The organism is Nitrosomonas marina, assembly GCF_900111605.1.
GTDB classification, from domain to species: Bacteria; Pseudomonadota; Gammaproteobacteria; order Burkholderiales; family Nitrosomonadaceae; genus Nitrosomonas; species Nitrosomonas marina_A.
Map to the genome: position 1 here is coordinate 25,213 of NZ_FOIA01000001.1, position 15,789 is coordinate 41,001.

General features: G+C 43.5%; 11 protein-coding genes. 6 read left to right on the forward strand and 5 right to left on the reverse strand.

What is annotated here, in order from left to right:
• The first annotated feature begins 142 nt into the window (after positions 1–142).
• The 5 genes from BMY62_RS00115 to BMY62_RS00140 all read left to right on the forward strand — a co-directional run bounded on the left by BMY62_RS00115 (position 143) and on the right by BMY62_RS00140 (position 10,547).
• Positions 143–1,204 carry a type I restriction endonuclease gene (locus tag BMY62_RS00115; RefSeq protein ID WP_090654830.1) on the forward strand — a complete coding sequence of 354 codons (1,062 nt, stop codon included), beginning with the start codon at positions 143–145 and terminating at the stop codon, positions 1,202–1,204.
• 499 nt (positions 1,205–1,703) lie between these two features.
• Positions 1,704–3,719, forward strand: a complete 2,016-nt coding sequence (locus BMY62_RS00120) for a TonB-dependent receptor plug domain-containing protein (protein WP_090654833.1) — start codon at positions 1,704–1,706, stop codon at positions 3,717–3,719.
• A 324-nt stretch (positions 3,720–4,043) separates the two neighbouring features.
• Positions 4,044–4,703 carry a YfiR family protein gene (locus BMY62_RS00130; RefSeq protein WP_090629844.1) on the forward strand — a complete coding sequence of 220 codons (660 nt, stop codon included), beginning with the start codon at positions 4,044–4,046 and terminating at the stop codon, positions 4,701–4,703.
• Complete coding sequence (locus BMY62_RS00135) at positions 4,703–9,646, forward strand: EAL domain-containing protein (protein ID WP_090654836.1); 4,944 nt, start codon at positions 4,703–4,705, stop codon at positions 9,644–9,646. Before BMY62_RS00130 ends, BMY62_RS00135 begins: the two co-directional genes overlap by 1 nt.
• A 13-nt stretch (positions 9,647–9,659) precedes the next feature.
• The gene (locus BMY62_RS00140) at positions 9,660–10,547 is read left to right on the forward strand and encodes an HDOD domain-containing protein (protein ID WP_090654839.1); all 888 of its coding nucleotides are present in this window, start codon (positions 9,660–9,662) and stop codon (positions 10,545–10,547) included.
• A gap of 229 nt (positions 10,548–10,776) precedes the next feature.
• Here BMY62_RS00140 and BMY62_RS00145 read toward each other — a convergent pair whose 3' ends face one another.
• The 4 genes from BMY62_RS00145 to BMY62_RS00160 form a co-directional block, all read right to left on the reverse strand.
• Positions 10,777–12,144 (reverse strand): nicotinate phosphoribosyltransferase, encoded by a 1,368-nt coding sequence (locus BMY62_RS00145; protein WP_090654841.1) that lies wholly within the window; start codon positions 12,142–12,144, stop codon positions 10,777–10,779.
• The gene (locus tag BMY62_RS00150; RefSeq protein WP_090654844.1) at positions 12,144–12,725 is read right to left on the reverse strand and encodes a nicotinamidase; all 582 of its coding nucleotides are present in this window, start codon (positions 12,723–12,725) and stop codon (positions 12,144–12,146) included. Before BMY62_RS00150 ends, BMY62_RS00145 begins: the two co-directional genes overlap by 1 nt.
• A 178-nt stretch (positions 12,726–12,903) precedes the next feature.
• Positions 12,904–13,368, reverse strand: coding sequence for a ferritin-like domain-containing protein (locus BMY62_RS00155; RefSeq protein ID WP_090629827.1), 465 nt, complete (start codon positions 13,366–13,368; stop codon positions 12,904–12,906).
• Between the two features lie 148 nt (positions 13,369–13,516).
• Positions 13,517–13,831 (reverse strand): BolA/IbaG family iron-sulfur metabolism protein, encoded by a 315-nt coding sequence (locus BMY62_RS00160; RefSeq protein WP_256207363.1) that lies wholly within the window; start codon positions 13,829–13,831, stop codon positions 13,517–13,519.
• Positions 13,832–14,240: 409 nt separating this feature from the next.
• Between BMY62_RS00160 and BMY62_RS00165 the strand changes: the two genes are divergently transcribed.
• Positions 14,241–14,618, forward strand: coding sequence for a VOC family protein (locus BMY62_RS00165; RefSeq protein ID WP_090654849.1), 378 nt, complete (start codon positions 14,241–14,243; stop codon positions 14,616–14,618).
• Positions 14,619–14,908: 290 nt separating this feature from the next.
• On the opposite strand, the gene BMY62_RS00170 is transcribed toward BMY62_RS00165, so the two are convergent.
• Positions 14,909–15,736, reverse strand: coding sequence for a RibD family protein (locus BMY62_RS00170; protein WP_090654851.1), 828 nt, complete (start codon positions 15,734–15,736; stop codon positions 14,909–14,911).
• Positions 15,737–15,789 lie beyond the last annotated feature (53 nt).

Below are 15,789 nucleotides of genomic sequence, written 5' to 3' on the forward strand. Positions count from 1 at the left end.
ACCCTGGCCGTTTATGAGCCGAATGATGCAGAAGTAGTTTAATGACGAAGTGTTAGAATTCTCAGGCCTGGATGTTACTGAATGTAATGCAACAATCTAAATTAGCTCAAAGAAAATATTTTTAAAATAAAAAGGAGAAAAAATGGATTTGATCGATCGCATAAAAGAAATTGCATCCAGAATACCAAAACAAATAAGCCACATACAAACCGAAGAAGCTACAAAGAACGCGTTTGTAATGCCTTTTATCGGAGCCCTTGGTTACGATGTATTCAATCCGATTGAAGTAATTCCGGAGTTTACAGCGGATATTGGTTCAAAGAAGGGTGAAAAGGTCGATTATGTCATCAAAAAGGATGACAGGATTATTATTTTGATTGAATGTAAATGGTCTGGCGCCGACTTACATATCAATCATGCATCACAGCTTTATCGATATTTTTCGGTCACTGAAGCTCGCTTTGCTATTTTGACAAACGGAATAAACTACCAGTTTTATTCTGATATAGATGAACCTAACAAAATGGATTCAAAACCGTTCTTTGAATTCAATATACTTAACTTTGAAAATCACCAGATAAATGAATTAAAGAAATTTACAAAATCTGCTTTTTCTCTCGATGATATCTTAACTACAGCAAGCACACTAAAATATACAAATGAAATAAAAAAAATACTGGAAGAAGAGCTTCACAATCCTTCTGAGGCTTTTGTTCGTTTTTTTGCTTCACAAATCTACGATGGCAGACTCACACAATCGGTAATAGAGCAATTCACAAAAATTGTAAAAGAAGCAAGAAACCAGTTTATTAACGAGAGGCTTAACGAACGCTTAAAATCAGCACTTGCTGCAAATGAGTCTTCAAATAGCGAACAAAACTCAAACGATGGAAAAGAAGAAACCAAAGATACAGAAATTGAAACGACGCAAGAAGAGTACGATGGTTATAACGTGATAAAAGCGATATTGCGTGAAATAATTGATGTAAAACGTATCTTTATACGGGATGCTAAAAGCTACTGTGCAATCCTTCTTGACGATAATAACAGAAAACCTATTTGTCGCCTGCACTTCAACTATAAGCAGAAATATTTAGGTGTATTTTCTAATAAAAATGAAGAACGTCTAGAAATAGATGGCGTCGACGATATATTCAGGTATGCCGAACGGCTAAAATTGGTAATTCAGGAATATGATAATTGATACTACAGGTCATCGACACAGATAAACAGTGTCTACTTGACGCTACGGTGCTGAACTTGCGTCAGTACAATTTACCAGAATATATCTGACAGCTACATACCCGGTAGTTCCGTGTAACCATCTGTAAAGATCAAGCGTCAAACAGCAGCTTCTTGATCATCCGCCTATACTCTTGCGTGTAATGCAGCATGCAAAAATATGTGGGATATGCTGGATTCAACATTAAAATAATTTCCTGGAAGTCGATGAGAGAAGGGTGGTGTTAGCCGTGCATTGGCACGAAAAATACGGCGTGTGTCAATTCCCGTTTCCAGGTTCTTATGGTCGATTTGTTACGGCTGTCTGCAGTAAATTTTAGCATTAGATTAGAGTGGCAGCTATTTTGGGGAATGATTGAATAGCAACGAAAAATGATGGATTCCGTGCTCTAATCGAATCTATGGAATTGACACCTTTCGATTAGCATAGCTGCCATCAAAATTTTTTTGTTGCAGCATAAATGTATACCCGATCACTTCCTTTCTATATACGAAGATTTGCAAAAAGACTTCCATTCAGTCTGGCATTGATATTGGCTTTTTGTCCGTTATCGGTTTTTTCCAATACGGATGTCTATTCTCTGGATTTAGAGCAGTTAGTGAATGTTGAAGTGACTTCGGTCAGTAAAAAAACTCAAACCCTCATGAAAACTGCTGCAGCCGTTCATGTAATTTCGCAAGAGGATATTCGCCGTTCCGGTGCCACTTCGTTACCGGAAGTCTTGCGCGGCGTTCCGGGTGTTCAGGTTGCGCAGGTTGATGCCAATAAATGGGCGGTCTCAATCCGTGGTTTTAATGACCGTTTTGCTAACAAACTGTTAGTGATGGTTGACGGTCGTAGTGTCTACTCGCCTTTATTGACGGGCGTATTCTGGAACATGCAGGATATGCTGTTAGAAGATATTGAGCGTATCGAAGTGATTCGCGGTCCTGGCGGGGCCATTTGGGGCGCCAATGCAGTCAATGGTGTAATCAATATCATCACTAAGAGTGCAGACCAGACCCAAGGCACACAGATCACGCTACTGGGCGGTTCACAGGAAAAAAATCTGAGTGCACGCTATGGCGGGAAAATAAACGACCATACAAGCTTTCGATTATTTGCCAAGGGTAAGCACGTGGAAAACTTTAATGACACGCAGTTGCATCAGGCAAATGATCAGTGGCGTAATTTTCTGGCTGGTTTTCGTGTTGATAGTGATTTTAATGCACATAATCAATGGATGTTGCAGGGTGGATATTCTGTTGGTACGGCCGATCAGTTTGCATTGACTGAATATATCAGTCGTAATGGAATTGAAAACCAGATTGATTACCAGTCTGGGAATATTCTGTTTCGTTGGGAAAATTATCAATCAGAAAACAATAAATGGCGCTTTCAGGCCTACTATGATCATTTCAACCGTCATAGTCTCGGTGTTTCGAACGAGGTTAATACGCTGGATCTTGACCTTCAGAACCAGTTCAAGTTGCTGGACAGGCATGATGTGGTCTGGGGACTGGGCTATCGCGCTGTTTTTGATAATCTGGAATCAAATTATATTTTTACATTTGACCCGCAAAAACGCTATACCCGAACCTTCAGCGCTTTTGTTCAGGATGACATCCAACTATCGAATACAGTACGGTTCACGCTGGGTTCAAAAATTGAGCATAACAGTTTTACCGGATTCGAATTTCAGCCAAATACCCGGTTGCTCTGGGAAATAAACGAGCGTAACAGTGTCTGGGCCGCTGCTTCGCGAGCAGTTCGCATACCGTCCCGGTCTGACAGCGATGTTCGTGTCAATCTTGAAACGATACCGAGCAGAAATCCTTTTATGCCGCCTACCTTGATCAGCGCTTTTGGAAATAAAAATCTAAATTCAGAAAAAGTATATGCGTTTGAATTAGGCTACCGTAGCCAGCTGTCACATGCATTTACTGTTGATACAGCTTTATTTTATAACTATTACGATGATTTGGTGGATTTCGACGTGAATATCGTCGGTATTGAGCAACAACCCGCGCCAGCCCATTTATTAGTTGCCAACAATTTTGCGAATCGACTAAAAGCATCAACTTATGGCGCAGAAATAATAGCGAAATGGCAGGCTACCAGTTTCTGGCAACTTATTTCCAGTTATACCTGGTTTGAATTAGATGCGCGTTTAAAAGGAACAGGATTGTCAGACAGTATTTTTAGAAAAGAGAATTCGGACCCGAGCCACCAGTTTTCTGTCCGCTCAAATATACAACTGCCTTACAACCTGGAATTAAACAGCATGTTCTACTATACAGACCGGCTCCGTGCGCACAATGTTTCAGATCAGGCCCGTCTTGATTTAAGGCTGGCCTGGTCACCAAAACCCGATCTGGAGTTATCGGTCGTCGCACAGAATATTACAAATAAACAACATCAGGAATTCACCGCGCAGGATGTGCTGAATTCCGGGATTCCTCGTAGTGTATATGGAAGAATTTTGCTGAGATTTTGAAGGCAACAGATTGTTTGGTTTAATTTTTTTGCATTTCAGTATTTGGATCCTTGTCAAGGCATTCTCTTATAATTTTAGTTGATAAAACTCAATGGTTTATTTTAAAAACATAAATGAATTTTATATTGTTGGTGATTTTCGCTGGCGCTGGCAGATGAAATCTCATTCATTTGAAAATTTGGTAATCGATGTTGAGTTTGGTAGTAGCGCGGAAAGTATTCGAATAGCTGAAAATCGACATGGAAAATTGAATAGAGCCTGCTGCTTTAAAAATAGATCACGGTGGGTTGATCAACTCATCTGACGAATCTATTGATTTTGATAATGACCAAAAATCAATTATTCCACCAGGTTGCTGGACTGAAGCGGAAGAACAGCCCGCTTCAGAGAGTTTTCCTGCCAAAGGATTTAATGCCACAGGTGATGCCTGACGAATACCCGTCAAGCTGCCTGAAGAAACTGGAGCAGCTTGCACTAATACTATTGTTTTTGGGTTTCTTTCATCTGAATGTTTCGTCAGCAGCCCAGGCAGAGGCATTACCTGAATATCAGGTAAAGGCTGCGTTTCTCTACAATTTTGCGAATTACACACAATGGCCTGATGATATTGGTAACAAATTTGATATTTGTATCCACGGTGAACATTTCTTTGGCAGCGAGCTGAATCAAATGCAGGAAAAGAAAATCAATCAGCGTGACATTTCTATCAATTATACAAATCAGATAGAAGATCTGGGTGATTGTCAAATGGTGTTTATCAGCCATACATCTGCTTTTATTATCAAGGCAATCCTTGATCACTTGAAGGACAGGCCGGTACTAAAAATAACAGATAACCTAAACAGGCTTCATGAAGGTGTCACCATAAATATTGTAGTAGTACATGGAAAAATCAAGTTTGATGTTGACCTGTCAGCAGCAAAAAGCTCGGGTCTTGATCTCAGTTCCCAATTACTGCGTTTTGCCAGAGAGGTGTATAAATAATGTTCAGTAACTTATCGGCTGCTATCACGCTGCAAAAGAAATTACAGCGAATCAGCCTGACTACTTTAAGTATGGCATTACTGCTCGTGACTTTGCTTATAATTGCCAACAGCTATGTAATCGGTTCATATGCTTTAATTGAATCCAGTAAATCTAAAGCAAAATTGCTAACAGACAATGCTGCTTCAACACTGATGTTTCAGGATCTTGGTTCGGCTCAAACCCTTCTGCAATCGCTGAGCAATTCCAAAGAAGTGAGTGCCGCTGCCATTTACAATGAAGATCAAGAAAAATTTGCCTCTTACTCAGTAAATGACCGTTCATTTCCTGCATCTTTGGGATTTATGCAGGAAGACATCATAGAAGACCTTTACAGCAAGACATTCATACAACCTATCTTTTTTAAGGACCAGAAGGTAGGCGGTCTTTACCTGGAAATAAGCCTGATTCCGCTCTACTGGCAATTGCTATGGCAAATTCTATTCACAATCGGTGCGGCAGCAGTCTCTTTGTTTGCTGCCTACCACCTGGTACAGCGCTTGAACAAATCGGTACTGAATCCATTAACAGGCCTTTCAGATGTCATGGAGCAGATTTCCATAAATTCTGATTACCAGGCGCGTGCCAAACAAAGCAATATTATTGAATTGAATGCACTTGCCATCGGCTTCAATAAAATGTTGGATGGTATACAGCAACGGGATACGCAACTTGCGAATAACCTCAATATTCTCGAGGAAGAGGTAGTCAAGCGTACACTTGACCTGGAACACAAAACCAATGAAGCCTGTCATCTCGCTGAAAAGGCCCAGGCCGCCAATAAAGCGAAAAGTGAGTTTCTCGCTACTATGAGTCATGAAATACGCACACCTATGAACGGTGTTTTGGGAATGACAGAGTTATTACTGTCAACGAAACTGAACGTTCGCCAGAAACGATTGGCAGACATAGCTTACCGATCGGCTGAATCTCTGCTGAGTGTCATTAATAACATACTGGATTTTTCTAAAATTGAGTCGGGCAAGTTTCAGTTGGTCACACATGATTTCGATGTGCGCGAATTATTGGAGGACACGGCTGAAATAATGGCGACTCAGGCTCATCACAAGGGTCTGGAACTGGTATTGGATTTGCCATCTGATCTGCATGCCACTGTTCAGGGTGATGCAGAACGGCTGCGGCAAGTTCTCGTAAATTTATTGGGAAATGCCATCAAATTTACACATCATGGAGAGATAACTTTAAAAGTCAGTTGGCTTTATCAAGGCGTGTCTGGAGATCAGATGCGTCTGTTATTTGAAGTCAGGGATACCGGGCCTGGTATTGCATCTGATCAGCAGGCAATGATCTTTGAAAGTTTTACACAAGGAGACGGAACTACTACGCGCCGTCATGGAGGAACGGGACTGGGGTTGAGTATTTCCAGACAAATTGTGGAAATGATGGGCGGCGAACTGAAATTAACCAGTTCTTTGGGCCAGGGTGCCTGCTTTTATTTCAGTTTACAACTGGGATACGGTATTCAACATATACCGGAAAAAGCGGATGTCTCTGCATTGCAAGGGAAAAACATTCTGGTCGTTGATGATAATGCAGCAAACCGAGAAATTCTGTCTGAACAGCTAAAATATTGGGGCGTGTATTCATATTGCGCTTCAAGTGGTGCTCAAGCGCTAAATCATTTATTGGACGCCAAAAAGAATAATAAATTATATCATGTGGTTATACTCGATTTTCATATGCCTGAGATGGATGGTCTTACGCTGGCCAAAGCAATCCATGACGAACCACAACTCGAATCACTACCACTGGTAATGCTCAGCTCTGACAGTATAACCGTTGATTCCGATCAAAGCAGGCAATGCGGCATCAGCTATTTTTTAAATAAACCGGTCATTCAGCAAAAACTGTTGAAATGTTTGTTAAGTCTGATAGGTTCGCAGAAAAATCCTGTGCAGAACCGTTCAGAATCAGAATCGAATTCCGTCGGTGTGTCTCAGATTTCTGGAAAACTGTTGTTAGCCGAAGATAATTTGATAAACCAGGAGGTTGGTGTCGGAATATTGCGTTCAATCGGGTGTCAGGTCGAAGTGGTCAATAATGGCCTGGAGGCTGTCAATGCTGTATCGGAAAGTGAATACGATTTGATATTGATGGATTGTCACATGCCTGAAATGGATGGCTTTGAAGCAACAAGGAAAATTCGTGAGCTTGAAAAAACACGAAATACACACAAGTATATTCCCATTATCGCATTAACGGCTGATGTTCAAAAAGGAATCGTAGAACGGTGTCTTGATAATGGCATGGATGGCTACCTGAGCAAACCCTTTAACAAAAAACAATTACGCGAGCAATTGGAAAAATGGCTGGTGGACAAAAGTGCAGATCAAGACAAGGCGCCGGCAAAACATTTTTCTTCGGGTGGCGAATCTGGTAGTGAATTGATAAATCCGGATGCGTTGGACACCTTGCGTGAAATCACTACAGTAGATGGTGAAAACCTGCTCGCCAAAACTATCACAATGTTTTTAGATGCTGCTCCCAAAGATATTGATGCTTTGCAGCAGGCATTGGATCGACAGGACACAGCTGAATTAACCAGGATTGCACATTATTTCAAATCAACTTGCGGAAATCTGGGTATACAGTCATTTGCGCAAAACGCTGCTTCACTCGAGGCGGTCGCCAAACAGGGTCATGTTTCAGGCGCCGATGAATTTCTAAAAGCCATGCAATCGGGTCTTCCCGAAGTTCTATCAGCACTGCGAAATGAAATCGCTTTATTGCCGGATGTGTCCGCGTCATTGCAGGAAGAGCCGACCAATCCACCCGTATTAAAAGATCAATTCAAAATGCAGAGCCGACGTATTTTGCTGGTGGATGATGATATCAGCTATCGTATGATTACCGGCTCAGTATTAAGGGCGTCGGCATTTATTGTTGATGAAGTTGAAAACGGGCTGCGGGCGCTGGAAAAAGTCAAGGAAAGTAAGCCTGATGCGATAATACTTGACGCACTCATGGCGGAACTCAATGGATTTGATACATGCAAGCTATTGCGTAGTAACCCCGAACTGATCAATGTTCCAATCATTATGTCCACGGGTCTGGGCGATATCGATTCCATCAATCGTGCTTTTGAATGTGGGGCCACTGATTTTATGGTCAAGCCACTTAACTATCCAATATTAATACATCGTTTGTGGTTTGTTCTCAGATCTGACCTGAATGCCAACGAACTCAGAAGCAGCAAATTGCAGCTTTCCACTGCTCAGCGTATTGCCCGCATCGGCTACTGGGTGTGGGATTCAAAAAATAATCATTTCCAGATCTCGGAGCAGTTGGCAGATTTATGCGGAATTGATCTGGAGACATTTGATGCAAGTCTTGAGGGATTTGTGCGCCTGATTGATGCCAGGGACAGGGAAATAGTAAAAAACATGATTCTGGCTGCACCTTATAATAAGACTATACAACACATGGAATACAGGCTGCAGGGATCCAAATCTGAATCCTTCTTTGTCCACCAGGAAATGGTCAAGATAATCGAACATAATCAGGCCAAAATTACCGGTACAGTCCAGGATATCAGTCTATACAATGAAAATGAAAAGCAGATTCATCACATAGCTTATTTTGATAATCTGACCGGCATCCCCAGCAGAAGTTACTATCAGGAGCGTATCCAGGCTATTGTCCGCATAGCAAAGTATCGTAACGAACAGTTCGCCTTGCTGTTTATTGATTTGGACGGATTCAAAGATATCAACGACAGCCTCGGTCATGATCTGGGAGACCAGTTGCTGATCATGATTGCCAAACGAATACAGGAAGTAATCCGCGATGAAGATTTTGCGGCCCGTCTGGGCGGCGATGAGTTTTGTATTATCGTTAACAATGTTAAAGATAACGAATCTGTCTCAGATATGGCCGCTCGTTGCTTGAACAAGATCAATATGCCTCTGTTTCTCAATAATCATCAGATAAAGCCGCGTGCAAGTATCGGTATTGCTGTTTTTCCACATGATGGAGACGATGAGGTGGCGCTATTAAAAGCTGCAGATACAGCAATGTATGCAGCCAAGAAATCTGGCAAGCAGTGTTTTGTTTTTTATTCACATAACATGGCCGCCGAGGCAGTTTCTCGTTTGGAAAAAGAGCAAATGTTACACGAGGCGCTAGAAAAAGAGCAGTTCTCTTTGCATTTTCAGCCGCAAATATGCCTGCTTACCGGGCGTATGGTCAGCGTCGAAGCGCTGGCAAGGTGGCGACACCCCGAAAAAGGAATGATTCCCCCAGGTGAATTTATACCGCTGATTGAAGAACTGGGTTTAATTGTTGAGTTTGGAAACTGGGTGCTCAAAGCCGCTTGCCAGCAAATTGCTAAGTGGCATAAAGCTGGTTTGTCTTCGTTGCAAGTAGCTGTCAATATTTCGCCTACACATTTCCAGGATTCCCGATTAATCGAGATAGTGAAGGACTTGCTTGAGAAATATGATATTTCAGCACAATATCTTGAGCTGGAAGTTACCGAGAGCGCATTACAGTCAAAAGAACATACCGATATTCTGAAACAGCTCAGGCAAATCGGAATAAAAATTTCTATTGACGATTTTGGTACGGGCTATTCCTGTCTGGCATCATTAAAGGAATTGCCGTTGGACTGTATTAAAATTGACAAGGTTTTTCTGGATGATGTGACAACAAACCCGCATACAGCAGTACTCCTGGGCACGATCATTGGGCTGGCCAATGCGCTTGACTATACCCTGATTGCAGAAGGTGTTGAAACCAGGGAGCAATTATTGGTCATGCATGGTCTGGGCTGCCATATCATACAGGGTTATATTTTCAGCCCATCTGTTCCGGGCGATAAAATTCCGGAATTGATGAGCATGGATTTTACTCATTTGATAACAGACTCAAGAAAAATGGCATAGAGACAGTTTGATAATGATAACCGATCACGTAAATTGTACTAGTCAGCTCTTTATCCAGCGTACTCGAAGAAGTACAAATCTGCCCTTATTATCAAAAAATATAAATAAGCTGTTGAAAGCACTGGATGATACTGAATTAAATCATCAGAAGTTAGCAGAAATAATCATGAAATTTCCTGAAATTTCAGCGCGACTGGTTTATTTGGCCAATTCCGCATGGATTTCATCTGCAAAGCCTGTAACAAGCGTAGACCGGGCATGTTTCATTTTGGGTCATTCAATTGTCAAGAGTGTAAGTCTGGGCATGTCAATTTCTTCTTGTTTTGATACAAGAAAATGCCCCGGCTTCAAAGTAGACCGCTTCTGGACGACTTCGTTGCTGGTCAGTAAGGGTGCCGGTCTGTTGGCTTCCAGAATATCTCATAAAGTGGAATGTAATGATTTTGAACAAACCTCCCAGTCCGCTGGCCTTCTGCATAATATCGGCTTACTGTGGCTTGCAGATCAATTACCCAAAGAGACCAACAAAGCATTACGAGAGTCCCAGACAGATTCAGGATTAACAGTTAATAAGGCTTTGATAAAACATACAGGAACTGATTACTGTGAAGTAGGCAGCTGGCTCTGTTGCCAAATGAAATTTCCTGATGTATTGAACACAGCCATTAGATTTCAACGTGACAACCATTATCGGCAATCGTTTTGGGAGGTTGCTGTTCTGGTCGGAACAGCGGCTAACATGGTAACAGCATTGCATAATAAATGCGAAGATGTATCTGAAAACACCCGTTTAAACCAGTTAGGTATAGATTGCTGTGAGCAAAACGCTGTTTATAGACAACTTGTCGACAGTTTTGAGAAAACACAAGAACTGGTAAAAATAATGTCTGGATCGAGATAGTATTAACTATCAATGATTTTTAGTAAGCATACACATTGAAAGAAAGCGGCTTGATTTTCTACGGCTGGTATCGAAATCAATACCATGCAATTTTCATTCTTATATTGACAGTATGTCTTGAATGAGGGTAAATGGTTTTACATATCTCAAGACTACTCTGTTTATCCTTTTTTTGCCGTTGATTTTTAAAAAAGCGCGGGTCAGATCGCACGATAATCTCATGACTGCCTTACGACTGTTGTTTTGCTGCATACCTGGCATCAAGTTGTTCCGCCAGCTGTTTTATTTTTCCGGAGATCCTGACCGGATAAGCGGGCGCGGTATCCAGAAGCTTCATGGCATGCGGCAGTTGAGAATAGTTCGATACCGTTTTCCGGCGAATCTCATTTAACGGCAGATTGTTCTGTATGCGCTCGCCTGACTGCATGTATTGTTTGAGCAAAGGTTCGCCGGTGTGCGGTTGCTCATCCTCCAGCGCCACGACATCGCCTGCAAAACAATTGCTGTCGTTATAGCAGCGAAATACCTGCTTTCTGCCGGGCCAGGTGGCTTTTCCTTCCGAGTGCTTACGGCGTGGTTTGTCCGCATATTCCTGAAGTTTATAAGCGCAGTCAAGTGCAGGTGCGTCACTGGATATATCGAGTGCTGTTCCGATCCCGAAACCGTCGATCGGGGCACCGGACTGTATGAGCGCGTGTAAACGGTACTCATCGATATTACCGCTGGCGAAAATGGTGGTTTCGTGCAGGCCGCCTTGGTCCAGTATTCTGCGTACATTTCTCGCATGTTCGGCCAAATCGCCGCTATCCAGTCGAACACCGTTGATTTGAATTCGTTTCCGTGCGAGCTTGTCGGCAAGACCGGTAAGTTTGGCCGCGGCTTTTTCGGTATCGTATGTGTCGATGAGCAGTACGGTATTGTCTGGATGCGATTGCACAAAGTGTTTAAAAGCCTCGAGTTCGTCGTCATGTGCCTGAATATACGAATGAGCCATCGTGCCGTATAGCGGCACGCCGTAAACAGCGTCGGCAAGTACTGTCGCAGTGCCGGAGAATCCTGCCAGGTAACTTGCACGCGCAGCCAGTAGTCCGGCTTCTGCGCCATGCGCACGGCGCATGCCAAAATCAACCAGTGTTTTATCAGGTGCAACCAGGACCGAACGGGCTGCTTTGGAGGCAATCAGTGTCTCGAAATGTATCAGATTAATAATCCGGGATTCGACCAATTGAGCTTGTGGCAGCGGGGCGGTAACCCGGATTATTGGTTCATCCGGAAAAAAAACTGTCCCTTCCGGCAGCGCGTGAACATCTCCGGCAAAGCGAAACTCTTTCAAATACTCGATAACATGAGGTGGAAAACGTGAAGCAAGCCAGGTAAGTTCGTCCTCGGAAAATCGTAAATACTCGAGATAATCCAGCACCTGCTCAAGTCCGGCAACAACCAGAAAATTACGGCCTTCTGGCAGTTTGCGTACGAACATTTCGAATACTGCGGTATCTTCCATGCCGTGTTCTATATAGCTTTGCAGCATGGTCAGCTGATACAGATCGGTCAGCAACGGACTGAATTGCCCATAGGGATTTGAGTACGGATTCATCATTCAATCTCCTCGTGATTGACCGGAACGACCCCGATTCGTTGCATTTTCAGCAGTGCATTGCGACCGTCATCTGGCTGTTGGTTAATTGCGCATACCGCATCCGTGAGTATAAATGTCTTATAGTGCAAGCGAATGGCGTCTTCCACTGTACTCAAAACGCAATACTCGGTTGCCAGTCCGCTAACAAATAACCGCTTTATATTGCGCGATTGCAGCATTTCATTGAGTTGCGTCCCTGAAAATGCCGAGTATGCGTCTTTTTCCTGTGTCGTGGCTTTGGAAATTATTGTGGCGTTGTCAGGGAGTTCAAGTGCTGCCGGAAACGCGGCTCCTTCAGTGTGTGCAACGCAATGTGAAGGCCAGGGGCCGCCATTTGACTCAAACGAGCAATGATTCTCCGGATGCCAGTCGCGTGTTGCAACAATTGGAAGCCCGCGACTTTGGAAATTAACGATATATTGATTGATCACCGGAATAATCTTTTTTCCTGCGGTGACCGGCAAACTACCACCAGGCAGAAAATCGTTTTGCATATCGACAATAATCAGCGCATCCCCGGACTGAAGTCTGGTTTTCATCCTGATGCCATGAGCCCCTTCAGTGATTACCATTCTAAATAATGGATCTGGCAAAACAGTTCTCACCGCGGCCGCATGCCTGAATTGTGTGCCAGATCGCAATCAAATGGGTGCTTTCGTTTCAGAAAAATTATCTGAATCAGTAGTTATTGATTGATACTGTTGTCAGGTTATGGCTTTATTTTGTTTCAGAGAAAGCAGCAACTGCACCCGGCCGGCGCAGCATTTTGTCCACTTCACCCTGATGCATTTCTTCCGCAGCAATCAGTCGGCGCGCATACTCTTCAAGCATCACGAATTTACCCTCAACCAGAGACAATAATTCTTTATAGCTTGCTAAAGCAGTTCTTTCATGTTCCAGTGACTCGCGCAGGATATCGCCAATATCGTGCTGATGGGTTTCAAGCAAAGGACCGATCGTCAGTGGCGGATGATCGCCCAGATGCGTAATCATTTCACCTGCTTCACGGGCATGAAGCAGTGATTCGTCCGCCTGTGCCTGCAGCCAGGATACGATAGGTATACGGTTGTAGCCATAAACCATAAAAGCGTAGTGGGTATAGCGAACTACCCCTGCAAGCTCGAGTTCGAGGATTTTGTTAAGGCATTTCAGTACGGCTTTTTTGTCAAATGTCTCATTCATCTGCTTTACCTCCTATACTTTATACATGGTTTTTACCAAACGACCTGTTCGATATCCTGAGAATACTCCTTGAAAACTCGATCGAATTCAAAAGATCTGATTACATTATTTAAACTGACTAATTGCTTCTCCTGAAAAAACAGTTGCATCAAGGCCGTTCTGCTTTAGAACCGCCAAGACACGGAGGAGACTCCTTGTGTTTTCCACCGGTGTCATGCCATTCTTCGATTGTCATTGTATGCAGTGCAAGTGCATGGATAGAATGGGTAAGTTCATCAGCCAGAATATTGTTGACCAGCTGATGCCGGGCCACTAGTCTTTTTCCATTAAATTGATCGGAAACGATAGTTACCTTGAAATGGGATTCCGAGCCTGCCGGTACATTATGTTTGTAACTCTCGTTAACGACTTCCAGATGGCGCGGCTGCAGTGTCCGAAGCTTGTTCTCGATTGAGGTTTTCATGTCCATATTACGGTTGTCTACATGTGATTAAGTTCTTTTTACTGCATAATAATTAAAATAGACTGCGTAGATTCAAATACGTTTCAGTTGTGTTGATGCTGGCTCAGTTTGTGGTTTGATTACTCGAAAAATACACCTTTAAGACGGTAGCCATGAGTCATCAACAGCATCAAGTGTGTTTAGCTTCTGAAATCATTATTGCATGATTATATGGTTTTAAACATTGCTAAATCATATTTTTACTGAAGAGATAAATGTAATTCATGCTTGTTGAATACGCGGGAACGAGCGTGCACGGTTGTCAATAAAAGCGGTTCAAAGGCGAACTGGCGGTAGAAAGGCCAATTGGTTAGACTGTATATTGGCTTTTCTTCCTTTAACGTATCATTTACCGGAGGGCGTGTTAATTATGGTACAGGTCTATGGAATTAATCATGTTGCACTGGATGTCAATGATCTGGACAAGGCCATTGCATTTTACAGGGACATACTGGAGGTTGAGGTCATGAAACAGACCGACAAGGCAGCGATGCTGGACTTGAACGGCCGTTTTGATTTTCTGGCGCTATTTGAAGATCCATCCATTAATCCGGATACACCCAAGGATGGGCACTGGGGTGTTGTTGTCGATAACCTTGAAGCAGTACGTGAGCGCGCCGAGAAATGGAATCTCACGTTTTACCCTGATTTCGAATGCGATTTCAGGGACCCTTTTGGCTACAGAGTGCAGGTAATTCGTCAGGCAGATGTCACCAAGCAGCCCGTGCCATACGATCCTGAGAACTAAAATTCTGTAGCGAGTGAAGACCAGTACTCTATCAATATGATATTGCCGGGTTCAGTGCGCTTGTCAGCACTCATGGCAAGGCGTGTCTTGCAGGAAATAGTCATTCTATTACCAAAAGACACAACACGGTCCATGGGCGCTGACAAGCGCACCCACCGGACGTTACCGTGGTGTCCTGCAGCCGCGTTACAGTACTTGAAAAGGGAATAACCCTTTCCCGTGTACTGTGCCTTGCTGCATAACACCACGATAACGCTGTACCTGACAATATCATATTGAAAGAGCACTAGTCACAGGCGGTCGAACGCAAAGAACAGCTGGCTTTTTCCATCTGGTCCAGCCGGATCCAGATACAGACTGTTCAGATTAAAATTGACGGCGGGTTCGAGCAATGCGCCTTTTACGATATCGGCATAGGATTCGCCGCCGAGTATTCGGCTGGCGTATGTGATATACAATCTGTTTAACACTTTGCTGGCCATCAATAAGTGAAAGACTTTTGGGCCCGCAGACGAAAAAATTATGCGGTAGCCTTGTTCGGTCAAGTAATCGATCATTGTGTTGCCGTTAACACCTGTGCGATCTCCTGCCGCAACCACATGCACGCCTTTTTTTTCTATTTCTTTGGCCCGATCCGGATTGAGGCCGGCGGTTGTAAATACAAAAACCTTTCTTCCGCCGGCTGTCAGTACATCAGGAACAGGAAAATTCAGATTGTTGCTGATAACAGCAATATCTGCCTGTGGCGGGAGTCCGTTCGACTGCCGCCACTCGCGCAGTTCTGCAAATCTCGGGTCGTCAATCTGCAGAATTTCCTGTGCGTTTCCCTGTGCCCATTCGCGCAGATATCGCCCGCTGCTGATTAAGATGTCAGCCTGGCTGGCCAATTCCTGAAATAGCCACCAGTCCCGTTCGTTGGCGATTGACTGTGGAACTTCCATACCTTCTCCGTCACTGCGGCTTATCGCAATACGGTTATCCAGGCTTGTAATAAAGTTGGTATAGACATATGCCTGGTCTTTAGCAGCAAATTGACGCAGATCGTGTGCGAGATAGGTGCCTTTGAGGCGCTGTGCGCCGCCCGGTTGTGGATACAGCTGGATAATGTGTGGTTCCATAATACGCTTTCCGTAAGAAGCTGCGTCAAGTCAATAGTGGCTACTTGGCAGAA

Coding starts and splice junctions, on each gene's coding strand:
- BMY62_RS00115 (WP_090654830.1), top strand. CDS start 143: ATGGATTTGATCGATCGCATAAAAGAAATTGCATCCAGAATACCAAAA.
- BMY62_RS00120 (WP_090654833.1), top strand. CDS start 1,704: ATGTATACCCGATCACTTCCTTTCTATATACGAAGATTTGCAAAAAGA.
- BMY62_RS00130 (WP_090629844.1), top strand. CDS start 4,044: ATGACCAAAAATCAATTATTCCACCAGGTTGCTGGACTGAAGCGGAAG.
- BMY62_RS00135 (WP_090654836.1), top strand. CDS start 4,703: ATGTTCAGTAACTTATCGGCTGCTATCACGCTGCAAAAGAAATTACAG.
- BMY62_RS00140 (WP_090654839.1), top strand. CDS start 9,660: ATGATAACCGATCACGTAAATTGTACTAGTCAGCTCTTTATCCAGCGT.
- BMY62_RS00145 (WP_090654841.1), bottom strand. CDS start 12,144: ATGAATCCGTACTCAAATCCCTATGGGCAATTCAGTCCGTTGCTGACC.
- BMY62_RS00150 (WP_090654844.1), bottom strand. CDS start 12,725: ATGAAAACCAGACTTCAGTCCGGGGATGCGCTGATTATTGTCGATATG.
- BMY62_RS00155 (WP_090629827.1), bottom strand. CDS start 13,368: ATGAATGAGACATTTGACAAAAAAGCCGTACTGAAATGCCTTAACAAA.
- BMY62_RS00160 (WP_256207363.1), bottom strand. CDS start 13,831: ATGAAAACCTCAATCGAGAACAAGCTTCGGACACTGCAGCCGCGCCAT.
- BMY62_RS00165 (WP_090654849.1), top strand. CDS start 14,241: ATGGTACAGGTCTATGGAATTAATCATGTTGCACTGGATGTCAATGAT.
- BMY62_RS00170 (WP_090654851.1), bottom strand. CDS start 15,736: ATGGAACCACACATTATCCAGCTGTATCCACAACCGGGCGGCGCACAG.